32 protein-coding genes are annotated in these 22614 nt (G+C 42.3%); 15 read left to right on the forward strand and 17 right to left on the reverse strand.

Annotation, left to right across the window (positions count from 1 at the left end; translation table 11 throughout):
* Window positions 1-6: 6 nt before the first annotated feature.
* The 9 genes from NQ560_RS12885 (at window position 7) to NQ560_RS12925 (ending at window position 5829) form a co-directional block, all read left to right on the forward strand.
* Complete coding sequence (locus NQ560_RS12885) at window positions 7-273, forward strand: helix-turn-helix domain-containing protein (RefSeq protein WP_005333471.1); 267 nt, start codon at window positions 7-9, stop codon at window positions 271-273.
* Entirely contained in the window at window positions 270-2387 is a 2118-nt protein-coding gene (locus NQ560_RS12890; protein ID WP_005333469.1) for a vWA domain-containing protein, read from the forward strand. Before NQ560_RS12885 ends, NQ560_RS12890 begins: the two co-directional genes overlap by 4 nt.
* 16 nt (window positions 2388-2403) lie before the next feature.
* Window positions 2404-3090, forward strand: coding sequence for a hypothetical protein (locus tag NQ560_RS12895; protein ID WP_005333468.1), 687 nt, complete (start codon window positions 2404-2406; stop codon window positions 3088-3090).
* Between the two features lie 62 nt (window positions 3091-3152).
* On the forward strand, window positions 3153-3671 hold the full coding sequence (locus tag NQ560_RS12900; protein WP_005333466.1) for an AbrB/MazE/SpoVT family DNA-binding domain-containing protein: 519 nt from the start codon (window positions 3153-3155) through the stop codon (window positions 3669-3671).
* Between the two features lie 19 nt (window positions 3672-3690).
* Entirely contained in the window at window positions 3691-3939 is a 249-nt protein-coding gene (locus NQ560_RS12905; protein ID WP_005333464.1) for a hypothetical protein, read from the forward strand.
* A 5-nt stretch (window positions 3940-3944) separates the two neighbouring features.
* Entirely contained in the window at window positions 3945-4523 is a 579-nt protein-coding gene (locus tag NQ560_RS12910) for a hypothetical protein (protein ID WP_005333462.1), read from the forward strand.
* Window positions 4504-4881 carry a hypothetical protein gene (locus tag NQ560_RS12915; RefSeq protein WP_005333460.1) on the forward strand — a complete coding sequence of 126 codons (378 nt, stop codon included), beginning with the start codon at window positions 4504-4506 and terminating at the stop codon, window positions 4879-4881. Before NQ560_RS12910 ends, NQ560_RS12915 begins: the two co-directional genes overlap by 20 nt.
* The gene (locus NQ560_RS12920) at window positions 4881-5489 is read left to right on the forward strand and encodes a hypothetical protein (protein WP_005333458.1); all 609 of its coding nucleotides are present in this window, start codon (window positions 4881-4883) and stop codon (window positions 5487-5489) included. Before NQ560_RS12915 ends, NQ560_RS12920 begins: the two co-directional genes overlap by 1 nt.
* Before the next feature lie 55 nt (window positions 5490-5544).
* Window positions 5545-5829, forward strand: coding sequence for a hypothetical protein (locus NQ560_RS12925; protein WP_005333456.1), 285 nt, complete (start codon window positions 5545-5547; stop codon window positions 5827-5829).
* Between the two features lie 32 nt (window positions 5830-5861).
* On the opposite strand, the gene NQ560_RS12930 is transcribed toward NQ560_RS12925, so the two are convergent.
* The 8 genes from NQ560_RS12930 to NQ560_RS12965 form a co-directional block, all read right to left on the reverse strand.
* Window positions 5862-6263, reverse strand: a complete 402-nt coding sequence (locus NQ560_RS12930; RefSeq protein ID WP_005333454.1) for a winged helix-turn-helix domain-containing protein — start codon at window positions 6261-6263, stop codon at window positions 5862-5864.
* Between the two features lie 62 nt (window positions 6264-6325).
* A complete protein-coding gene (locus tag NQ560_RS12935; protein ID WP_005333452.1) occupies window positions 6326-7198 on the reverse strand; it encodes an ABC transporter ATP-binding protein in 873 nt (290 codons plus the stop codon).
* A gap of 4 nt (window positions 7199-7202) precedes the next feature.
* Window positions 7203-7859 carry a hypothetical protein gene (locus tag NQ560_RS12940; protein ID WP_022415113.1) on the reverse strand — a complete coding sequence of 219 codons (657 nt, stop codon included), beginning with the start codon at window positions 7857-7859 and terminating at the stop codon, window positions 7203-7205.
* Window positions 7856-8920, reverse strand: a complete 1065-nt coding sequence (locus NQ560_RS12945) for an ABC transporter permease (protein WP_005333443.1) — start codon at window positions 8918-8920, stop codon at window positions 7856-7858. The genes NQ560_RS12940 and NQ560_RS12945 overlap by 4 nt, the downstream gene beginning before the upstream one ends.
* Before the next feature lie 70 nt (window positions 8921-8990).
* On the reverse strand, window positions 8991-10193 hold the full coding sequence (locus NQ560_RS12950; protein WP_005333442.1) for a HAMP domain-containing sensor histidine kinase: 1203 nt from the start codon (window positions 10191-10193) through the stop codon (window positions 8991-8993).
* The gene (locus NQ560_RS12955) at window positions 10181-10855 is read right to left on the reverse strand and encodes a response regulator transcription factor (RefSeq protein ID WP_023921570.1); all 675 of its coding nucleotides are present in this window, start codon (window positions 10853-10855) and stop codon (window positions 10181-10183) included. Before NQ560_RS12955 ends, NQ560_RS12950 begins: the two co-directional genes overlap by 13 nt.
* 94 nt (window positions 10856-10949) lie before the next feature.
* Window positions 10950-11198 (reverse strand): winged helix-turn-helix domain-containing protein, encoded by a 249-nt coding sequence (locus tag NQ560_RS12960; RefSeq protein ID WP_005333437.1) that lies wholly within the window; start codon window positions 11196-11198, stop codon window positions 10950-10952.
* Between the two features lie 73 nt (window positions 11199-11271).
* Window positions 11272-11526, reverse strand: a complete 255-nt coding sequence (locus tag NQ560_RS12965) for a hypothetical protein (RefSeq protein WP_005333435.1) — start codon at window positions 11524-11526, stop codon at window positions 11272-11274.
* A 277-nt stretch (window positions 11527-11803) separates the two neighbouring features.
* Between NQ560_RS12965 and ligA the strand changes: the two genes are divergently transcribed.
* From ligA to NQ560_RS12985, 4 genes are all read left to right on the forward strand, one after another.
* Window positions 11804-13798 (forward strand): NAD-dependent DNA ligase LigA, encoded by a 1995-nt coding sequence (gene ligA, locus NQ560_RS12970; RefSeq protein WP_040015507.1) that lies wholly within the window; start codon window positions 11804-11806, stop codon window positions 13796-13798.
* A gap of 77 nt (window positions 13799-13875) precedes the next feature.
* Window positions 13876-14379 (forward strand): NADAR family protein, encoded by a 504-nt coding sequence (locus tag NQ560_RS12975; RefSeq protein ID WP_023921566.1) that lies wholly within the window; start codon window positions 13876-13878, stop codon window positions 14377-14379.
* 21 nt (window positions 14380-14400) lie between these two features.
* Entirely contained in the window at window positions 14401-14874 is a 474-nt protein-coding gene (locus NQ560_RS12980) for an LPD11 domain-containing protein (RefSeq protein ID WP_005333427.1), read from the forward strand.
* Window positions 14875-14963: 89 nt separating this feature from the next.
* The gene (locus NQ560_RS12985) at window positions 14964-16328 is read left to right on the forward strand and encodes an ATP-binding protein (protein ID WP_005333425.1); all 1365 of its coding nucleotides are present in this window, start codon (window positions 14964-14966) and stop codon (window positions 16326-16328) included.
* Between the two features lie 63 nt (window positions 16329-16391).
* Here the strand turns inward: NQ560_RS12985 and NQ560_RS12990 are convergent, their stop codons facing one another.
* The 6 genes from NQ560_RS12990 to NQ560_RS13015 all read right to left on the reverse strand — a co-directional run bounded on the left by NQ560_RS12990 (window position 16392) and on the right by NQ560_RS13015 (window position 18808).
* Window positions 16392-16754, reverse strand: coding sequence for a type II toxin-antitoxin system HicB family antitoxin (locus tag NQ560_RS12990; protein WP_005333424.1), 363 nt, complete (start codon window positions 16752-16754; stop codon window positions 16392-16394).
* Complete coding sequence (locus NQ560_RS12995; protein WP_005333422.1) at window positions 16738-16995, reverse strand: type II toxin-antitoxin system HicA family toxin; 258 nt, start codon at window positions 16993-16995, stop codon at window positions 16738-16740. Before NQ560_RS12995 ends, NQ560_RS12990 begins: the two co-directional genes overlap by 17 nt.
* A 2-nt stretch (window positions 16996-16997) precedes the next feature.
* Complete coding sequence (locus NQ560_RS13000) at window positions 16998-17354, reverse strand: hypothetical protein (protein WP_005333420.1); 357 nt, start codon at window positions 17352-17354, stop codon at window positions 16998-17000.
* A gap of 9 nt (window positions 17355-17363) precedes the next feature.
* Window positions 17364-17585: a DUF5348 domain-containing protein gene (locus tag NQ560_RS13005; protein ID WP_005333419.1), complete on the reverse strand. Its 222-nt coding sequence runs from the start codon at window positions 17583-17585 to the stop codon at window positions 17364-17366.
* 46 nt (window positions 17586-17631) lie between these two features.
* Complete coding sequence (locus NQ560_RS13010) at window positions 17632-18291, reverse strand: recombinase family protein (protein WP_040015506.1); 660 nt, start codon at window positions 18289-18291, stop codon at window positions 17632-17634.
* Between the two features lie 205 nt (window positions 18292-18496).
* Window positions 18497-18808, reverse strand: a complete 312-nt coding sequence (locus tag NQ560_RS13015) for a winged helix-turn-helix domain-containing protein (protein WP_023921561.1) — start codon at window positions 18806-18808, stop codon at window positions 18497-18499.
* 292 nt (window positions 18809-19100) lie between these two features.
* Between NQ560_RS13015 and NQ560_RS15795 the strand changes: the two genes are divergently transcribed.
* Window positions 19101-19403: a winged helix-turn-helix domain-containing protein gene (locus tag NQ560_RS15795; protein WP_226861513.1), complete on the forward strand. Its 303-nt coding sequence runs from the start codon at window positions 19101-19103 to the stop codon at window positions 19401-19403.
* A 153-nt stretch (window positions 19404-19556) separates the two neighbouring features.
* Here NQ560_RS15795 and NQ560_RS13025 read toward each other — a convergent pair whose 3' ends face one another.
* The gene (locus NQ560_RS13025) at window positions 19557-20081 is read right to left on the reverse strand and encodes a PadR family transcriptional regulator (RefSeq protein WP_005333410.1); all 525 of its coding nucleotides are present in this window, start codon (window positions 20079-20081) and stop codon (window positions 19557-19559) included.
* 210 nt (window positions 20082-20291) lie between these two features.
* Here NQ560_RS13025 and NQ560_RS13030 point away from each other — a divergent pair, with 210 nt between their 5' ends.
* On the forward strand, window positions 20292-21647 hold the full coding sequence (locus NQ560_RS13030) for an MATE family efflux transporter (RefSeq protein WP_005333407.1): 1356 nt from the start codon (window positions 20292-20294) through the stop codon (window positions 21645-21647).
* Window positions 21648-21777: 130 nt separating this feature from the next.
* On the opposite strand, the gene NQ560_RS13035 is transcribed toward NQ560_RS13030, so the two are convergent.
* Together NQ560_RS13035 and NQ560_RS13040 are read right to left on the reverse strand one after the other, a co-directional pair.
* Complete coding sequence (locus NQ560_RS13035) at window positions 21778-21966, reverse strand: helix-turn-helix domain-containing protein (protein WP_005333406.1); 189 nt, start codon at window positions 21964-21966, stop codon at window positions 21778-21780.
* Window positions 21966-22406 carry a sigma factor-like helix-turn-helix DNA-binding protein gene (locus NQ560_RS13040; protein ID WP_023921559.1) on the reverse strand — a complete coding sequence of 147 codons (441 nt, stop codon included), beginning with the start codon at window positions 22404-22406 and terminating at the stop codon, window positions 21966-21968. Before NQ560_RS13040 ends, NQ560_RS13035 begins: the two co-directional genes overlap by 1 nt.
* Window positions 22407-22614: the final 208 nt, after the last annotated feature.

The following is a 22614-nucleotide window of genomic DNA, read 5'->3' on the forward strand; positions in this document are numbered from 1 at the left end:
ACGCCTATGAGAAAAGCAGCACTCACAGAAGCCCAGATCCGAAAGCATCTGGCAGATAATCTGTCTTATCTCCGGCAAGCCAAAACACCGAAGTTATCACAAAAGGCAGTTGCCAGAATCTTAAATCTTCCCCCGAAAACCATTATGAATTATGAAAATGCAAACTCCTCCCCGATGGCTTATGCCGTCCTTCGCCTTGCTGTGTATTACGGCTGCACGATGGAGGAACTGCTGACAAAAAATCTAAGAAAAGAAAGGAAGAATATCACGTGAATCACAGCCAAAGAAATTTAAAGAAACTAATCCGGGCAAAAGAGGATTCCATTGCGGATGAGGAGTTATTCCTCTCCGCTGCCTATCAGAAGTACCAGACCTCCCTTGCCAGAGCCGTTACCGGACGTTACCGGTATGGACTGCAGGTACTGCTGGACTGGGACATTTCCGAACAGGCAGGCGTTGCATATACCGACAATTATAAGGTACATCTCAACGCAGCGAACCCGATCACCCAGTCTTTCCCCACCCGTTTCTTACGTTCCCAGAGCCTGACAGGGCTCACCGGGCATGAAGTGGGGCACTTACTCTATTCTGATTTCACAGCCCACGCTGTTCATCTGAGGAGTCTGGAAAACGGTTCCTTCTATCCGAAGGAGCCGGAGCTATCCCTTCCAGCTTATCAGACAGCACTGGAGGAGATCAAAGAAGTGTTAGAAGAAAAGGACAAAGCCGGATGCCTGACACTGGCACGATGCGCCGCAACTTTTCAAAACATTCTGGAAGACATCCATATTGAAGACCGTATGTGTGAGGAATTCCACGGCACCTTCCGACAGGGGATTGAACTCAATAACCTGCGTATGTCCGAACAGATTCCTTCCATACAGGAACAAATTGACAAAGAATACCAGCCATTTTCCATCATTGCCAACCTGATCCTTTCCTATTGCCGGACCGGAAACATCAACAATCCCACCGGCTATCAGGGGGATTATCTGGATACCATTTCCGATTGTACCGATCTTCTGGATACGGCAATGGAATCGGAAAAAGGCACTGACCGGATGCTGGTTTCCAATGCGCTCTTAGCCCTGACCTGGAACTATATCCAGCCGCTCATCGAAAAAACACGGGAGGAATTGGAAATGCATGGCGAGGATTCCGCTGCCGATGCTCTGGAAGATCTTCTAGGGGATGAAGTCAGCAGCGGCGCTCCTCTTCCGACCGGAAAAAGCGGTGCCATTCCAAAGAATATCAAACCAGCTTCCCCAAAAGGAAGCGGGAATGATGAGGGCAATGCTCCTTCCGGTCCACGTACCAAAGAGGATGCTATAGAGGAAGCCAAACAGGTGCTTTCGGAAGAAGGCGGGCGCATCGCTCTTACAAAGACCAATACCATTCTGGATGAAAACAACCCCGGCGTCACTTATGTCAGTCAGTATCAGGGCAGCGGCTATGAGCATGCTGCAGAGGATCTGTTCCGGATCTTGAACGATGTGGCTGCAGAAAAGGTGCAGGAAGACTGTCAGACGGAACTGACCGAGGAACTGCAGAAAACAGCCAATGATATTCATTACGGCAATGCCCATGCAGGCATCCATGTTACCATCCATCGCCTGACCAGTGTTTCCGATTACCTGAAGAATGAATACCAGACAGTTGCTCCCCCGCTCCTGCGGGCTTCCAAAAAGCTGCAAAGCACCATCCTGCCGCTTTTGAAAGAAGAACAGCAAGGCGGAAAGCAGAAGAATCTCCTGTTTGGAAAACGTCTGGACTCCCATGCTCTCTATAAGACAGACGGAACCATCTTTACCAGAACCAGACTTCCAGGAGAGGAAAAACGTCTGGCTGTTGCCCTCCTGATTGACGAGAGTGGTTCGATGGGTTGGGGTGACCGGATGACACATGCAAGAAAGACTGCCATTGTCCTTTATGATTTCTGTAAAAGCCTCGGTATCCCTATCACCATTTACGGGCATTCCACGGATGCAGGCGGCGTTGCTCTTTACTCCTATGCAGAATTTGATTCTGTGGACAATGAGGACTGTTACCGGCTGATGGATATGTGCGACCGCAACGGGAACCGGGACGGCGCAGCTCTCCGCTTCGTAGCAGAGCATTTGTGCACACGCCCGGAGCTTCAGAAGCTGCTGATCCTGATTTCTGACGGTCAGCCAGCCGATTACGGCTACAGCGGAACGGAAGCAGAGGCAGATCTGCGGGGCATCAAGAAAGAATACGAAAAACGGGATGTCATCCTGTTTGCGGCTGCCATTGGTGACGATAAGGAAAATATCCGCAGGATTTACAAGGACGGATTCCTGGATATCACGAAACTGGAAGAGCTTCCAAAGAATATGGCACAGCTTGTCAAACAGCATCTCAAATAAAGGAAGGTGAATACTCATGAATGAAACTTATCAAAACCGGATTACCGACCAGATCTGCAAGATCCAGAATGACCGGGCACTCATTGCCTTTTATGACCGGCTCCGCTACGCACCACTCGGCAACTATGCACAGCTACATGCCAAAGGGGAATATCAGGAAAACGGGCATAAAGTACATTCTTTAATCTGCATCACCATTCAGGATTATTCCAACGGTACCGGAGACCGGAATATCATCACCCGTTTCAACCTGGCACCGGAACAGATCCAGTTCCTCTTAACCCGGATCACTTCCGGTTTTCAGGAATTTGAATGGAGCCAGAGCAAGATCTACGGCAATCCCGATCAGAACGGTTATTCCACAGCCCAGATGTTTTATATCTCCAGACATCCCTATGATTCCAAAGGGCAGCCTATGAAAAGCCCATGGAAAATCCAGATTGTAAATGGGAAAGGCATCAAAGCACAGAATAAGAACGGTGGTTCCTACATGCAGCCACGCAGCTTCCAGTCCGAAAAGACGACAGCCATCCAGCTTACCGACATGGATCTGTTCACGCTTCTGAAGCGGACGGATTCCTATATTTCCAACTGGGAAACGGTGATTGCTGCATCACTGATCAATAACGGAAAACGGATGCTGGCAGACCAGCAGAACAGTCAAATGCAACAGACAGCACAGGCTCCGCCTTACGCTGCCTAAATTTTCAGAAGAGAAGCGGTACTTTACTGCTTCTCCTCTTTTTAAGAAAGGAGACTTTAGTTATGAATATTGCACTCATCCGGACCATGGACTCTCAGGGGCGTATCGTCATCCCTGCAGAAATCCGGAAACAAATGAAGCTCTCAGACGGAGATGCACTGGAACTGGAAAATGTGGGAATGGAGCTGCTTTTACGCAAATGCCCTACCCACTTAAACGGAAAAGAGGAAATGGCTTCCTATCTTTCCGTCCTCTACAGTGTCATCCACTGTGGTATCGCAATTTGCAGTGAGGCTCACATACTCGTATCTGCGGGCATCTATCTTCCGGAAGGCACTCCCGTTACAGAAGAACTCGCCGAATTGGTTGCGGACGGCCAGGAACTGATCTCTGCTGAGAACTGCCCTGTCTACCCGGTATCCAACACCCGTCAACCGGTTTGTGCTTTTTTCCCGATTTTAAGGGAAGACAGAGAGCCGCTGGCACTTCTTCTCTGTTCCAGAACCGGACAGCATTTATCCGAGATGGAATTGGGATGCGCTAAACTGGTCGCTGCCGTAATTGCAAACAAAATTAAGTAAGGAAAGGAGCGTGAAATCAATGAAGAATACAAATATAACCTTACACACCACCCAAAAGAAAGAATATGTCCTCACCGGAATCCTGTCCCTGCCCCTCCATCTGGGAGAACGGGCGTGGATCTATAGTTATAACCAGACCTTTGCTACCAGTCCGGTGCAGAGTATTCTGGAAGTATCCGAAAACGGTGTGGTATTTGAGACCTGCAACAGTATTTACCGTCTCAGCTACACCCGTGTTCCGATGGAGCTGGAGGCGATGTGTGCTTGACAAGAATGGAAGAACTGGAGAGCTGCCTTTCGGGGCTCCTCTCCACCTTAAAGAAGAACCGGGAACATGTGCCTCTGGAAGTGCTGAAGACACAGTATAAGCAGCCGTATGAAGAACTGGTCAGAAACATCAACCTGACCGCTTCTGCCTATGCAAAATCTGTGCTGCTCCACCGGCTGGTCCTGAATCCGGATGCAGATGTGGAGGAACAATGTACCGTCATCAACCAGATGATACAAACTTCCGGGATGCTGAAGAAAATCAGCTCCTGCATGTCCAAAACCTATGATGTAGGACAGATATATCCTCTGATACTGGAACTACGCCATATGGTCGAACAGGCACTCTGGCCCTATGTGAATCAGGCAACTTGTCTGGTCGCAGATCTGGATGATATAGAAAAAGAACCGACAATTTACAATTTTTTGACACATGAAGTTTATGAAAATGATACCTGGATTCACCGAGAAATCGACCTGCGCTGGAAACTACTGGTACATCTTACTCCCGAACAAAGAGAATCCGTACCACCAGCCAATCATAGTATGAATGGAGGAATTTACCATGAAAGAACAACCATCTAATCCTTGCGAGAAAGTCTCATTTATTTTGACCTATGACCAGCTTGAAGCTGCTTATAACATCTACCGGGAACAATTTATTTCCTGCGACTTCATCCGCCGCTCCATGGAACGTCTGGAGGAAAGAATCGGACTCTGCAACCTTCCATATGAAACGCTGCGTGATGATCCAAGCCTTCTTCATGAAGCATACCTGCAGTTTCTCCGACTGGAAGACTGCAATGTGGCTTATAACGACACGCTGGAGCAGGTAATTGATGCAATCGAACAATGGCTTGCCTCTGGCACCTTATCCCCTGTAAACCTTACGGTTTCCAACCAGAATATGGGTGAAACTTTTGGAACGGAGGTGGATGTGTAATGGCAAATATCTGCTGTGATGATGTGATCTTTTATACAGAAGGAAATCCGGAAGGACTATATGACTTGTGGGAGGACCTGGAAACCTACATCATTCTGAACCAGAATCCTGATTTATGCTGGATTGGCAATTTATTTTCCCACAAGAAAATAGATTCCACCGGAATATCTCTTCGTGGAAATGTCAGCTACATGGAATGGAATGATACGTATATTCTACTTTCTTTAGAGACAGCATGGACTCCACTTTATGAAGCATATCAGGCGATAGCCGCTGCATATCATGTTCCCTTTGTGATGCAAAGCATAGAACCTGGAGAACGAATTTATTATAACACGGATGAAGCACACCTATTTTTCCCTGACCGATATTGTGTCCGCTTATATGAAGAAAGCCTATTGACTCCATGTGGCTTAATAATCGGAGAAAAGCTGGAAGACGGTGAACCATTTGAAACGGAAACAGACGTATTAGAACGATTCAGAGATTGCGGATATCCAGCAGCTACACTAAAAGAGTTGGAGCTCATGTTCGATGCGGATGAACTTATTATTTTTGAATTTACAAATCCATATTTGGATCTGGAGCAGAAAAATGCTTGTGCATGAAACTTCTCCCCTCCACACCAAAGACGATTATCATCAGATTTAAAGGAGGAACACCATGACTGATTTGGAACTGGATGTCTGGGATGCATGGCTCAGGGAACGTCAGGAACATCTGGAAGAAACCCTGTCCAATATCTCACCATCGGAAGAACCCTGCAGATATTACCTGCTAACCGGATATATTCAGGGAATGCTAGAAGCTCTTACCATGCTTACGACTGTTGAGGATGGGAAACGCTTCAAGATCAAACTGGAGCAATTTCGCCAGAATCTGCTCCTCTCTGGAGATTACGATGCTACCGGTAACTATAAACAGGCAGTGAAGAAAACTGCTGTTTAAATACTTCGAGCCGCCCAATCGGACGGCTCTTTTTATGCCCGAAAACGGTAGCCTACACCACGTATCGTTTCTATGTAGTGCGGTTCTTCCGGATTTTCTTCTATTTTCTTTCTCAGATTCTTGACTAACCCATAGACACGGTTATCCACTTCTGACTCCACATCCTCATAAATATGCTGGTAAATCTGTTCTTTTGTAAATACCCGATTGGGGGATAAGGCCAGATAAAAAAGCAGGTCATATTCATGTCTGGTAAGTTCCACAACCTTACCATCTTTGATTACGCTCCGCTGAAGCTGGTCTATTTCCAAACCTTGGAATGTCAACTTTTCAGAATTTGTAATCTCCATAACTTCTAACGTACTTTCGCAGGCTAGAACTGATTTAATTTTATTCAGGATTCCCTCTTCGGAATCAGAAATGGTAAGAATCATCACTTTCCCATAACATCACCTGCTTTTCTTAGCATTTAGCTTTCACTCCTCATTAACAATGTTTATCGATTGGTTACATAGATATATGCATCTTCCAAAGTTACGTCACAAGCTATACATCCACTTTCTGACGGCATATTCTCCCCTAACAGTCTTAATCTAATTCCTTCCTCCGTATACTGCTTACTGGAAATATGATATTTTCTTTCTAATTCTCTTGCAAGGCTTTCGTCCTCTGTACAGCATTCCCATACATGCCCTCTTGCCTTATTCAATAATTCCCTCATTGTTCCTGTATAAAGGAATCTACCTTTTTTCATAACCGCAAGCTGATTACAGGTTGCCATCAGATCCTCCACCACATGCGTTGAAAATAATACGGTGCGTTCTTCTGCAAAATCTACCAGTAAATTACGGATACGGATGCGTTCCTCCGGATCGAGCCCTGTTGTTGGTTCATCCACAATTAAAAAATCCGGCTCATGGAGTAATGCCTGCACTAATCCAACTCTTCGCTTCATTCCACCTGAAAGCTGCCGCATTTTCTTTTTCTGATGGTCTGCAAGACTGGTCTTCTCCAGATAGTAATCAATCCTTTTCTTGCTTTCTCTTTTCTCAATTCCAGCCAGATCTCCCATATACTCCAGACATTCTCGAACAGTCAAAGACGGATACAGATCAATTTCCTGTGGCAGATACCCAATCTTTTTCTGTATCTTTTCGTAATTTGCTTCGCAATATAGCGTACCATCTAACAGAACTTTTCCACTTGTGGGTGCAAGCACCGTTGTAAGCACCCGCATCAACGTTGTTTTTCCTGCACCATTTTCACCTAACAGACCAAATATCCCATGTGGGATTTCCAGATCCACATGATCTACCGCTGTCACTCCATTTTTAAATGTTACTGTTAAATCGTCTATTCTTATACTCATAATCTTACCCTCTCTTCTTTAATATCTTAGGAACAAATGCAAGCATCATCCCCGCAAATACCACGCACAGCACCTTCCCGCCAAGCCATCTCCACTCTGTCAGCTTACCGAAATCACAAGTTCCGTAGGAAAATGGTCCCCAGTTTTTCAAAAACTGAGTTGCCTTTCCGGAAATAGAGAAAAACCAGAAAAGCAGCACGACACCCATACCAATCCATCTGTTTCGAACCAGATTGCTGACAGTTACGGAAAGCACACTCCAAAACAAAACAGTTCCGGGAATCGCAATACAATAAATTCCAAACAAGGCACCGCCATCTAATTCTTCTGTCAGATTCACCGGTTTCTGCCAATAAAAGAGTCCATATGCCAACAAACTGATTCCAATCAGATAAGCTACCTGCACAAATAGTCTTTTATAAACTACCCCTGCCTGCTTTTTTAGATTATAAAGGCAGAATACTTCCGAGCGTTTGCTCTGCACTTCCACCAGATAAGTATCTGCACAGAAAACGACTGCCAGAAGCGAAACAGCTCTTTCTACTGCCTGCCCGATTTCATTCGCATATACAACAGGCTGGATTGCACTCAATATCACAACAAAAGCGATTGAATATGCAATTTTATAATATGGCATACATATTTTTACTTCTTTCTTCAATATACTCTCCTCCTTTTCCACATCCACACCGCTATAAACATGAGCAGTATGGATGCTGCCACAAGAAGCAGTTGATTGAGATATACCTGATGTGGCAATTCCGTTTCAAAAAAATTCCCCGGAAATCGAACCATAATAGAGAATGGTCTTGCATGACACTGTCCTTTGCTATCCCATGTCAGCATATTAGAATAAATGATATAAAGAACCAGCGCCGGAACCGCTGGAAGCGGATTCTTAAACAGCAGCGCTGTAACCGCATACACACAGCAGATCATCAGGATGTTCGGCAGGACATACAGGATCGAATTCTGAACAAAATCCAGTATGTTCATAGCAAATCCTGATTTTACTGCCGTGGCGTAACACAAAATGATAAATACGATATTCATAATGACCAGTGCCGCCGTCATAATGAGAAATCCACTGCTTATTTTCCCGGCAATATATTGAAAAGCCGTCATCGGTTTGGTGTGCAGCAATTCATAAGTATTTTTCCTCATATCCTGGAAAAATAAAAACGCCAGCAGAACCGTTGCAAAGAATGCCATATGCAGGCTTGCAAAATCTGTAAATTTTCTTCCGAAATAATAGGAGAATGGATGTTTCTCAAGATTTTCTCTGATATACCGGTTGACTTCCTCCGGGCTTCCCTGATACCATGAAACGTCCTCATACACATAATTGGCACCATTAAAGTGGTATTCCGTTTTCAGATACTGACACGCCTCCGTAATCTTCATCTGTTTCATCTCAGATATCACTGCCTCCGCCTCTACTTCCGACATGCCAAACCCATTCTCTGTGTCCTGAAGTATCTTTACAATCTCTTTCTCCCACAGTTCTCTCTCCTTATCCGGTGTTGCCGGAATACATCCCTCCATAACATCCCCATCGGAGGCCATTTTTACCTTCCTGAAGGTTTCATCCGACTTCACGTAATGAATGGACAGATAGGGTGCAAGTGTCTGGTACATACTGATTAAAACAACAATCAAACCGATCCAGAATATCGGATTTTTAAGATAATTTTTCAGATTCCTTTTTATGATTGCTTTCATAAGTCATCCCGCCTTTCTTTTTTCTACAAACAGCATAGCCTACAAATCACAACAAAAAAACAACAGCCATTTATTTCTGCTGTTGTTCTTCTAATACATAATTTTTAAACACTGCCTCAACTTCCGCACCGCCATCTGCTACATTTTTTATCAGCAGTTTCCCACCATGCCGTTCGCAGTAGATACGGCTGATATACATACCCATTCCAAAATGCTTTAAGTCATCCTGTGGATTCTCATGATAAAACGCCTGTGTCACCCTGTCGATATTTTCCTGAAATCCAATTCCGTCATCCCTGATACTCATTTTCAGATATTGGGGTGTCACTGTCAGCTTCAGCCTAACTTCCTGATTGGCATAGCGGAATGCGTTAGCCAACAGATTATCCGCTACTTCCATGATGATTTCCTCATCCGCAGTCAGTATTTCAGATTCTCTCACTGTCGTCACTGTAAAATTCTTTTCTGATTTTTCCACCACGACTTCTGCCAGAGCTTCTATCTGGTTTATCAACTGCCGGATATCTACCACGGAACAGTTTAATTCCCGTTCTTCCAATTTCGTCATCTTCCTCATACTATCAATAAAATGGTTCATCCGTTCAATCTGAAGCATACCGCCCCTTAACATCTCCATCATTTTCTCTTGATCAAGCATATCTTCCGGAACAAATTCCAAAAGCATTTCCTGATATCCCCGCATGATTGCAAGCGGCGAGCGGATATCATGGGCAATCGCTGCACGCAGTACCCGCTCATCTTCGATCATCTGCCAAAGTCTACGGTTATTTTCTTCCAACTGCCCACGCATCCTTTCAAATTCCCTGCACAGCATCCCCATCTCGTCCTCGTTCTCATAAGCCATATGAAAATCCAGATCTTCCTCCGCAATCATCTGTGATGCCATCTTCAGTTCCTGAATCGGTCTCTTTAATTTATTTTTGTAAAACAGGCTGACCGCAATTCCACATCCGGCAAAAGAAAAAAGCAATACTCCGTACGTCCGAAGGAAATCACAGGTTTCTGAAATATGCCAGTCCATTCTGCTCATTTTACTCTGATTCGGTCTCGGTACCACTACCTCAAAATTTTCATTGCGGTCATTCATTGCCTGATAATACTCGTCCTGATCCACGTACTTCCACCAGACCTCCTCCTGTATCTGCCCGGCAATCTCAATAATTGACACAGAAAGAAAAAAAGTGACAATCAAGCTGAGTATCGTATATAAAACCATTGTCTTTTTCAAGGATAAATTTCTTATCTTTTCCATCGATACCCCATCCCCCATACTGTCTCAATGTATTCTGTCTGCGTATATTCCGCCAGTTTCTTTCTCACTCTCCGGATCAGTTCCGTAACAACACGGCTGTCACCTTCCGCATCATAACCACACACCTTTTCGTATATCCGCTCCCTGTCAAAAACCTGTCCTGGATTCATGGACAAAAACTCAATGATTGCATATTCCAGCTTCGTAAGCTCCAAATCATTTTCACCGATCTGAACCCTCTTTGCTCCATAATCAATACTGAGGTCTCCGTGGAATCTGTATTCAGACTTCCCTTTATGACGCTCCTCACGCTTCAAATGTGCAATAATACGAGCATCCAGTTCTTTCAGACTAAACGGCTTCAGTATATAGTCATCCCCACCGGATAAAAGCCCGTTTACCCTGTCCTGCTCCTCCACTTTTGCCGTCAGGAAGATAATGGGACAAGTTACTTTGCCCCGGATACGTCTGCATACTTCTAATCCGTCTATTTTAGGCATATTGATGTCCAGCAAGATAATATCCGGTTTCTTATGGATTTTTTCCAAAGCATCTGTGCCATCTTCTGCCATCATTACATCATATCGTTTGATTTCAAAATAGTTCTTTAACATCTTTAATAATTCGATGTCATCATCCACGATCAAAATTCTATATGCCACTTTTATCACCTCGTTTTATCAGTATACAACGAAAAAAACAATAAATAAACAACAAGAGAAACACTTCGAGCCGCCCATTGCCGGACGGCTCCTTTTATGCCCGAAAGCGATAACCAACACCACGTATCGTTTCTATGTAGTGCGGTGTTTCCGGATTTTCTTCTATTTTCTTTCTCAAGTTCTTAATCAGACCGTAAATTCGGTTATTCACTTCTGACTCCGCTTCCTCATAGATATGCTGATAGATCTGTTCTTTCGTGAATACCCGATTAGGAGATAAAGCAACCACAGCGATTTGCTTCAAAAGTCTCTTTCGCCTGGTATACCGTTTATAACTTCTCATGTTTATCACCTTCAATCTGCTTTCAAATTTAATAATCTATATTTTATGACAATTCAGCATATAGAAAAGTTAGTTATTCGTGAAAATTATTTTTAAATTTAGAACTTGCATAACCACTACGATGTAAAAACAGTTTAGAGGCATTTATGACAGAGATTGATTTTATCTGGTTTTCGACTTTCTCCACGAAAGTGGCAAAAAATACCTGGCTACGAATTCCTTCGCTTAGGGCAAATCTGAAATCCTGAACGCTTTTATTCCTGTAGCCGACAAATTTGTCATCAACATAAGGCAAAAGCTTCATTGAGGAATCTATTTCATTTGACATATACTACATCTAGTGTTATACTGTTCTTATATCAATTATTTGTGTCAATCCGGAAAGGATTTATCACACGCAGTTTAGGTTTGAAACGTAGTCAGGAGTTTTCCTATGCCCAACAAGCAGCAGGGACTTCTGGCTTTTTTTATTTTGCAGGAAACTGCATCTATTTTGAGAATGAACATAAGCGTCATTCTCTTTTTTTATGCCTGAACGCAGGGAAAGGAGGATTACGGAAACAAATGATTCCGGAACTGGCACGCCACAAAAGAAAGGAGACTCTATGTCAGTCAAAAGAATTAAGAATCTTGTAAAACAACTCAATGAATACCGTCATGCCTACTACAATCAGGATGCCCCTCTGGTATCTGATGCCGAGTATGACCGACTCTTTGACGAACTGAAGGAACTGGAGGAACAGACTGGTTTCATCCTGTCAAATTCTCCGACACAGACGGTTGGATATTATCCGGTCAGTGAACTTGCCAAAGTCACCCATCCGATTCCACTGCTCTCGCTTGAGAAAACAAAACTGATTTCAGAGCTTTTAGATTTCATGAAAGGACAGGAAGTTCTCTTTATGCTGAAACTGGACGGTTTGACTACCAAACTCATTTACGAAGATGGCAGACTGATTCAGGCTTCTACCCGTGGAGATGGTGAAGTGGGGGAAGATATTACACACAATATCCCGGCATTTTTAAATGTACCGCTTACCATTCCACACAAAGAACGTCTGGTCATTACCGGTGAGTCTTTTATACCAACCAATGATTTTGAACGTCTGAAAGATACTCTGCGTGATGGAAATGGAAAACCTTATAAAAACGGACGTAATTTTGCTTCCGGATCAGTACGAAGTCTTGATCCGAAGAACTGTATCGGACGTTGTGTTCGCTTTCTTCCGTTCAATGTATTAGAAGGAATGGAGGATGTTCCCTTCCCGGACAGCAGAGCCTGCAAATTAGAAGGTTTAACACACCTGGGCTTTGGTTACTGCCCGTTTTTCTCAATTTCAGGAACCGGACTTTCAAAAGAATATGCGGAGAAATTCATTCAGGAATTGGTATCCACAGCAGCAAATTTACATCTTCCTATCGATGGCATTGTCATGATTTTTGACAGTCTCAGCTACTCCAAAAGCTGCGGAAAAACCGGACACCACTATAAGGACGGCCTCGCCTATAAGTTTGAGGATGATACCTACGAAACTTTCTTGCGTGAAATTGAATGGACACCGACCAGATTCGGAGAGATTGCTCCGGTCGGCATCTTCGATACCGTGGAGATTGACGGCTGTGATGTTTCCAGAGCTTCCCTTCATAATCTGACCTTTATCAAAAATCTGGAGCTTGTACCCGGATGCCGGATTCTTGTTTCCAAACGAAACATGATCATCCCACATATAGAGGATAATCTGGATCGTGGAAGGTATACCGACATCACGCCTCCGGTCTGCCCTTGCTGTGGTTCCAAAACCAGAACCTACAGCCGTAAGACCAGCGACGGTCGCACCGTAGAAACTCTGCATTGTGATAATCCGCAGTGCGACAGCCAGATCACAAGAAGGTTTGTCCATTTTGCCAGCAAGAAGGCAATGAACATCGAAGGACTGTCAGAAGCCACTTTAGAAAAATTCCTGAATCTGGGCTATCTGCACTCTTTTCAGGACATCTATCATCTGGAGGAACACCGGGAAGATATTGTGGCACTGGACGGATATGGTGAGAAATCTTTCGACCGCTTGTGGGAATCCATCAACGCCAGCCGGAGGACCAGCTTTGTCCGCTATCTGGTTTCCATGGATATTCCTATGATCGGCAGAACCAAAAGCCGGATTCTGGACACCGTATTTTCCGGAAATTTAACTGCATTTGAACAGGCGGCTGTCGGAGATTACGACTTCACTCAGTTAGAGGATTTTGGCGAAATCTTAAATCACAACATCCATTCCTGGTTTGCAGATGAAGCAAATCTTGATTTATGGAAAAACTTACAGAACGAATTCACATTTGAACAAAGAAAGGAAGAGACCATTATGACAAAAGAAAACAAATTTACAGGATGTACCATCGTAGCAACAGGGAAACTGGAGCATTTTACCAGAGACGGTATCAACGATAAGATTCTGGAGCTTGGTGCCAAACCTGGCAGCTCTGTAACAAAGAAAACCGATTACCTGATCTGCGGGGAAAAAGCCGGCAGCAAACTGGCAAAAGCCCAGAGCCTTGGTATTCCAATTCTTACAGAAGCTGAATTTTTGGAGATGATTGCATAACCATCTCTGCAATAGATGAGAATTATTTTGAGGTGTGGCTGAAAGGCCGCACCTCTTTTACAAAGGAGGAATTTATAATGAATCAAACAAATACAAGCAAGCGCATACCTACACAGATCAATGAATTTCGGGGAGATTATGCTTTTCTAAGCAATTTCTATCCGGCACCGGTCTCTTACATGGGACAAACCTATGCAAATAATGAAGCTGCTTTTCAAGCGCAGAAAACACTCTCTGCGAGAGAGCAACGCAAATTCTGTATTTTTCGGATGCATAATCCTTCTGATGCAAAGAAACTCGGCAGAGATCTTACATTACGCCCGGACTGGGAAAAAGTGAAAGTCCGGCTCATGTATGAAATCTGCATGTGCAAATTCATGCAGAACCCGGAACTCCGGGATAAACTTCTTGCAACCGGAGAGTCCACACTTATTGAAGGAAACAACTGGGGTGACTATTTCTGGGGCAAAGTCAATAACTGCGGAGAAAACCAGTTAGGAATCATCCTGATGGATGTACGTGCGAAGCTGCAGTGGAATGCAGAAACAGCGCCCAATAATATACCTCAATGTCTGCAATAAAGGAAAGGATGGTCTAATAGAATGAATGAAAATGCAAAAACAAAATTAGTGCTTGAGTATACTGGCATGGATGATTTTTCCTGTCCGGTATATAAGGACCAATTCGGAAAGTTGTGGAAGGATATTGACCTTGGCAAAGAGCCTGAACCGAATCTTTATTCTTTATCTTTTAACCATATTGATGGAGAACCTTCCCATCCCATACAGCAGGAGTACACATTTCATCCGGCTCCGTATCAAAGAAGTTCCTATGAATTCGAGTACCGGATGTTAAGTAAATTACAGTCTGACTGTGAATACTATCTGGGCTACGGAAATCGCAGTCCGTCTATCCTATGCAATCATAGCGTTCAAAACCATATTGCCCGTATGAAAGAATTATGGAATGGTTTTCCCACAGATCAGAAACCGGAATGGCTGACCTGGGAACAGCTTCTTCAGTACGAAAAAGTAATGACAGAAACCGGAATACCCGTGAAGAACTGCTCAGACTAGACAATTCATCATTTATCAGAAATTACCCTCTATATTATCCATTCATATTTTGATATAATAGGAACAGTTGAAAGAAAGGAGCATTTCCCATGTATCTGAAAAGAAAAGTTTACGATCAGCTTCTGGATTGGAAAAACGATACCGTCCACAGCACCTTGGAAGTGAATGGTGCCAGACAGGTCGGAAAAACATATATTATCAATAAATTTGCGGATGAGAACTTCAGGCACAAGATCTACATTAACCTGTTTGATTTGTCCGGCAAACAATTTATGGAATGTTACAAAAAAGCCACAGACTGGACTCCCGGTACAAAACGACCGGAGCAGCCGCTTCACGATGCTTTTAAACTCTTCGATCCGGATTTTGAAGATACCAACGATACAGTCATCATTATTGATGAAATTCAGGAATCCTCAGAGATATTCAACCGTATCCGAGAATTTACCCGCTATTTTCAAGCGCATTTCATTGTAACTGGAAGTTATCTGGGACGTGTACTGGAACCGGAATTCAAATTCTCCAGTGGAGATATTACCAGTATCCGTATTTATACCCTTTCCTTTAAAGAGTTTTTGGAAGCATTGGATGACCAGCTTTTTCAGAAGTATCTATCACTTCCACTGGATCATGCAGATGACACCGTACCGGAACTATATGACGAATTAAAGAATGTTTACGACATCTATAGACAGATTGGCGGCTATCCAAAGGTTGTGGAAACATACCTTAACACAAAAGACGTGGAAGCAGCTCAAAAAGAGCTTGTTAGAATCATCCGCATTTTCTTAAACGAATCTATGCGGTACTTTGATGACATCACAGATATTAGTGTTTTTACCAACATCTTTTTAAGCATCTGCCGTATTCTGCTTCGTGAAAAGAAAGGATTAGATGAGGACAGTATAAGTGAAGAACTGCAAAAGCTCGTTACAAAGAATTACTCCAGTAATCTTTCTAAAGCAACCTGCTATCGTGCTATCAACTGGCTTTACCATTCTGGAATCATCGGTTTCTGTGGCAAAATCACAGAACTGGACATCTTGAATTTCAAACCGGGAAGCCGCTGCTTCTTCATGGATCTTGGAGTTGCATATTATTATCTCTCCAGAACTGGTGCTACTGTATCAACTATGGATGGCTCATTGAACGAAAACTATGTTTACATTAACTTGTCCAAACGCCAGGAATTCCCGGAAGAAATTATCTTTGAGACACCGGCTTTTGCTACTTATAAAGGTGGTGAAATTGATTTTGTAGCTCAGACATTGAAAACTCACATCCGCTATCTGATTGAAGTTAAAGCCGGTAAGGGAACTGCATCTACTGCCTTGAAGGCATTGGAACAGGGGAAGGCCAATAAACTACTATATCTGAAAGGTGATACCAAAGGCGGAACCGTTGGAAACGTACAAACACTTCCTATCTATCTGCTAGAACAATATCATTTTTAATCAAAGAAAGAATACTTCGAGCCGCCCATCCGGACGGCTCTTTTCATCTATATTCTTGTATATTTATTTTACTAACAGCGCATCATTCTTTGAAAGAAGATATATACAGTATTGATTCATACTGATGCCTTCTTTTTTTGAGTGTTCCGCCAGATCCCGGTGTAAGCTGCGTGGCATCCTTATTTTAAACTGTCCCGAATACTCTTCCAGGCTTCCCGGTTCGTGAATCTCAATCCCTTCTTCCAGTGCAGCTTCTAACCATGCTTTTTTTGCATCCGCTGCATTTTCAACTGCCCTTTCTATCGTCTCTCCACAGGTGATGCATCCCGGCAGTTCCGGATAAGAAACCACAAATCCACCTTCATCCTTATCTTCCACAATTTCCATGCGATAGGACATTGCCAAATAATCATTCAGTGTCTTCATCGTTTTTCGCCTCACTTTCTACAATCTGCTTTACCATTTCAACATAAATTTTCTTGATTGGTTCGTGTTTCGGTATTGTTATCGGCTGGCATCCCGCTTTACGGAATGTATAATGGCTGCTCCCACTTCTCGGAGCATTTATCTCATATCCATAACTTTCTAATACTTTTCTTAGTTCATCAAAACGAAGGTCTTTCGATAATGAGCAAATTCTTGTCAATAGTTTATCCCATTTCGACATCTTTAATGCCTCCTATCTATAGTATATGTGGTGTCATATGTGGTGTCAATCTGTTTTTCATCTTTCTTGGTCAAATAAGGCTGCAGCTCTTTCTTAGCAGCCGTCACAAATTCTTCTTTTCTCGAACTTACCATATAAATCTTCCAGAGCATCAGATTCAGCTTTTCCGCATCCACTGCTTTGCATTTCTTTTTAATCATGCGGATAAACGGATAGATTACCGTATCCGATAACTTGTTCCCAGCAATCAACATCGTTCCATCCGTTCCATATACCTCATACAGACATTCCAAAATACTCCCCAAATCTGTCACCAATCGGAATGCCGGCTTTTCATATTTCTTTTTAGCTTCCATCATATGCTCCTCCTACATTCGAACCGTCAGTCCACTGAGACTCGTCTTAGGAAGCCCTACCAGATACCAGTCTTCATCCATTTCAATCCGAACCGGAATCCATGCATCCTTTACCTTCACATCAAAACATTCTCCGCAATGAAGACCTCCATAATAAGATTCAATCCCAAACCGGATATCAAATCTTCCCATTGATGGATCATAAATTAAAGTACCTATTCTCTTTTCACTCATATTTCTTTCCTCCTGAAATTCTTTGGTCTATATAAGTAATAGGACTTTAATTTGCAGAATTTGAAAGTTCCGGGTATTTTTCATAAAAAGTTTTTCGATAGCGATAAAAAGTTGAGTGCGTCATTCCCAAATTTTTACGAAGCTGTGTAGGTGTCGTTTCTCCAGAAACTACGCTTTGAAAGTTCTCATCAAAAGTTTCCTGCTTCATCACACTTGGTCTTCCATAATCATCCCATTCGCCCCGCAATTTCTTCGCTTCTATCCCTTCCCGCTGTCGCTTCTCCTTTTTCTCCAGCTCTGCCTGCGCCATAGAAGCATAAAGCTCCAGCATCATGTTATTGATTGTTTCCAGCATCATCCTTGCCATCGCATTATCCATCACAGATAAATCCATAAGCGTAGTCGGCAGTTCCAGAACCATAAGCCGCACTCCCATGTTCTTAATCCGCTGGATCTGTTGCATGGTGTCATACTTGTTTCTTCCCAGTCTGTCCAATTCTGTAACAATCAAAATATCTCCCGGCCGCAGGACATCCTCCACTAAAACGGTATATCTCGGACGATTAAAATTCTTCCCTGTCTCCTGATCCGTAAAAATATTCGTAAGTGCCATCTCATGCTCGTTACAGTACCGCTCAATTTCCTGTATGCCACGGTCAAGATGCTGCTCCTTTGTACTGGTACGGTGATATCCATATATCTGCATCCACATTTCTCCTTTCCATGTCCCAAAATATCCACACTTTTATTGGTATATTTCAAAACTGTGTGTGTAACCTTTTTGAAATATAATCCCTCTTTCCGGAACGTACTTCTAAAATGTATACATTTTGGGATATGTTTCTTTTCTATTTCTGTACGTACCAGAGCCGAAAAGTGCAACAAATATGACAAAAAACTCCCAGAGGATGTTACTCCCCTGAGAGTGGTTGAAACTTATAGCCCACACCTCGGACGGTGCGGATGTAATTCCAGTTCCGTGAATCTACTTTTAACTTTTTACGAAGCTGGCTAATGCAGCACATAACCGCATTAGCACAGTCAATCGGTTCTTCCTTCCAGACATTACGATAAATCTCCTCGTGAGAGAATACCCAGCCAGGATGTTCTGTTAGATATTTTAGTACCGTAAATTCTTTCAGACTCAATTCAATCTTTTGATCATTCATAAAAACAGTATGACAGCGAATATCTATCTGTAGGTTTTTGTCTTTGTAATGCAATTTACTTTCCTCCTAATCTGTTTCACCTTATCACAGCTAATCTAAAATGCTATTATTAGACTGCCAAAACTCAAATTCAAAACCAGAGCAATGCTTTACCTGCAAATAGTCTGGTAATAGACCAGTAGAATCGCAATAGCTGCAAGAGCCAGAAACGGCAAACACATAATTACCGGGGCAGAGTGAAGTGATAAATAAGAACCACTGATTTTTTAGCATTTCAGCCGGATATACAAGCCATCCCCATAGATTGGTGACCGTTACTGTTAAAATTACAGCACTGCCTATATATGTGGCAGCTCCTTTCCGGGTAAAGTTAAAGTCGCAGACCTTTACGACCTACGGCTTAATAGTACGAAAAGACATTAACTTTTCTGTAAAAGAATTTGATGTACTTTATATGCTATATTCTAATCCAGGGATGGCTTTTACTAAACAACAGATTTATGAAGCAGTTTGGCATGAAAAAGCAAATGGTTATTTCCACGCCGTGGAAAACACTATTTTTCAAATACGCAAGAAGATAAAAAAGTATTCCAGCGACAAGAATTACATAAAAACAGTAGTTGGATATGGGTATAAATTTGAAGTTTAATCTGCAGGATATAAGGAGCACCGGGTTTGAGGGAGATTCCCCACTAAGAAAATTTCTATGTTCTGGCTACAAAGCCGGAACATAGGTCGGCATCCATCCCTGTTTCTTCCCAATCCTGCAGACCTAATAAGAAATCAGCTAGTGACTTCTTCATCAAAAGTCTTTTTTTAGAGAAATAATCCATTTTTCAATAGCATCCGCCAAAACTATCTGCTGTTGCAATACTGCCATACCAGTCTTAGGGATTTCCGGATCATTCTCTTTCTCTCGAAGATTTTCCTCCAGATAAGTTTTTAATATTTCAATATTTTCCTCAATACTGGCAATACATGATTGTTGACTTTCAGGCGGTAACTTATCCAAATTTACAATTACTGCATTAAAATCTAAAAAAAAGTGAATGGGTTTAGAGGCTGTTTCCATCATAAGCTTTACAAATTCTTTTTCGCCTTCATCTGTTAATGAATAAACTGCTTTTTCAGGCATCTTACCTTCTTTCACAATTTCTCCTTTAATGAAGCCTTTTTCCTCCAACTGAATTGCTTTTTTGTAAATGGATGGTGTACTGATTTTTACCCATTTTGATATATTACGATATTCCACTAATTTTTGAATATCATAGGCTCCCATCGGTTCCTTTTTCAATATTCCTAACACAATTAAATCTATTGTAGCCATAGTTCACCCACTTTCTATATCCACGAAAGCTATAAAATACTTACGGTTATATATACTGTAATTTATAGTATTTGATTTTATACCTCTTGTCAAGGAAATTGCAGGATACACGCTTGACAACTACTATAAATTATAGTAGTATTCTCTCACGTAGTATACTATAATTTATACTACTATAATTTATATTCTTAATTGAAAGGAGTATTTGAAATGAACAAGAATAACAACAAAATGGATTTATTAGGAAATGCACCTGTTCCCCAAGCACTAATGGCTCTTGGTATACCGATAATGATTGGTATGCTTATTAACGCTCTCTACAATTTGGTGGATGCTTATTTCATAGGAGGACTTGGCGAGAGTCAAATGGGTGCAATTTCCATTGCGTTTCCTTTAGGACAAGTAGTTGTTGGTTTAGGTCTGATGTTTGGCAATGGTGCCGCCTCCTACTTATCAAGACTTTTAGGGCGAGGAGATAGGGAAGCTGCAAGTAAAGTCGCCAGTACTGCATTATACAGCAGTGTTTGTATTGGCGCAGTTATTATTATCGGAACTGCAATTTTTTTGAAACCTATTTTAACCATGTTAGGTGCAACAGACACGATTATGCCATACGCCCTTTCTTATGGAAGAATCTATGTTATTTCATGTATTTTCAATGTATTTAATGTAACGATGAACAATATCGTTGCAAGTGAAGGCGCCGCAAAAACAACTATGTGTGCATTATTATTAGGAGCTGTATTGAATATTGGTTTAGATCCTATTTTCATCTATACTCTCGACATGGGGGTTGCTGGTGCGGCAATCGCTACAGCAATTTCTCAAATGGCTTCTACTCTTGTATATTTAATTTATGCATTACAGAAAAAAAGCGCTTTTACATTTTCCATTAAGGAATTTTGTCCTTCTAAGCAGATCATAACTGAAATTCTGAAAATCGGTATACCCACATTGACTTTCCAGCTTCTTACAAGCCTTTCTATCGCATTCATAAACCGGGAAGCTAATATCTATGGAGATGCTGTTATCGCCGGAATGGGCGCTGTTACAAGAATCACTTCAATGGGAACTCTGGTTGTGTTCGGCTTCTTAAAAGGTTTCCAACCAATTGCCGGCTTTAGCTATGGTGCCAAAAAGTTTGATCGGCTCAGGGAAGCAATTAAAACTTCTATCTTATGGTCAACAATATTTTGTGTAGTTGTGGGATTGACAATAGCCCTATTTTCCACACAGATTATTTCGCAATTTACAGAAGGCAATACAGAGATGATTTCTGTAGGTCAAAAATCGCTAATGGCAAATGGATTTTCCTTCTTCGTATTTGGATTTTACACAGTGTATTCTTCTCTGTTTCTTGCACTTGGAAAAGGCACCGCCGGATTCGTTCTTGGGGCTTGCCGACAAGGTATTTGCTTTGTTCCGATCATTCTGTTGCTCCCATCATTCTGGGGCATAAATGGAATACTATATGCACAACCGATTGCCGATGTAATTTCTGCTATTGTTACTGTGTTTATGGCTCTACATCTTCATAAAGAACTGGCAACAACAAAAGAGCATTAAAGCATCAGGCAACATAATAGATCAACACCGTCTGCCGCTTCGAACTGAGGCAATATCACCCTTCAAAAAACAATCACTCCCAGAGGATGTTACTCCCCTGAGAGTGATTGCAGCCTTTGTTTAAGATAACTTACTCAATTATCTGGAATCTCTGGATACACTGAAGCAATGTACTTACCAGTTCCTGATACAGATCTTCATCAAATCTGCCATTCACAATCGCATTCTTAATTAAAAGCGGCTTATATATCTCTAAAATCTTCAGTACCGCATCTGCATTTCCTTCTTTTGCCTTTAAAAGTAATCGTTCAAAATTCATTAGTTTTCACCTCCCATCACCTTGCGGATCTTCCGGATTGCATAATAATAAATACCCTTGCATCGCTCCTCTGATAACCCGTTTAGCCTGCTCATTTCCTCAAAAGTACGTTCTTCAAACACATGCTGGTAAATCAGCTTCCGTTCTTCATCCCGCAGCGTATGAAGCGCTTTCATCAGTCTTTCATCTGACATCTTATTCCATTCTGGATATTTCCCCTGTGCCTCCTGCAATAAAAGCTGCTCCCTCGTTTGGTTCTCCAGCAATTCTTCGATTACAATTCTTGCCTCCATCTGTCCAATATCCTCCAACAGTTCTTCTGCATCAGCCATCTGGATTTTCTTCTCCAGATAATCATGTCGTTTTCCACGGACAAACTGTATCAGATATGCTGTAAAGTGATTTTGTATCTTTGATCCTGTATATGTTTTTTTGTTCATTTGTTTTATCCTCCGAAATTTTTTATCACGTTCCAAAAAATTCCGAGGATGGCGGTGAGCGGCAACAAAACGTGACACTGCCTTCATTTTTTCGAAAAAAAGAAAGGCTGGACCACTCTATTCGTAGTCCAGCCGATACTTCTCTTTCTATGTAATTGTGTAGGATATGCGATGATAGTATCTCATATACTGCATATTCTAACTTCTC

Origin of the sequence: Dorea formicigenerans (assembly GCF_025150245.1) — a bacterium.
Classification (GTDB): Bacteria; Bacillota; Clostridia; order Lachnospirales; family Lachnospiraceae; genus Dorea; species Dorea formicigenerans.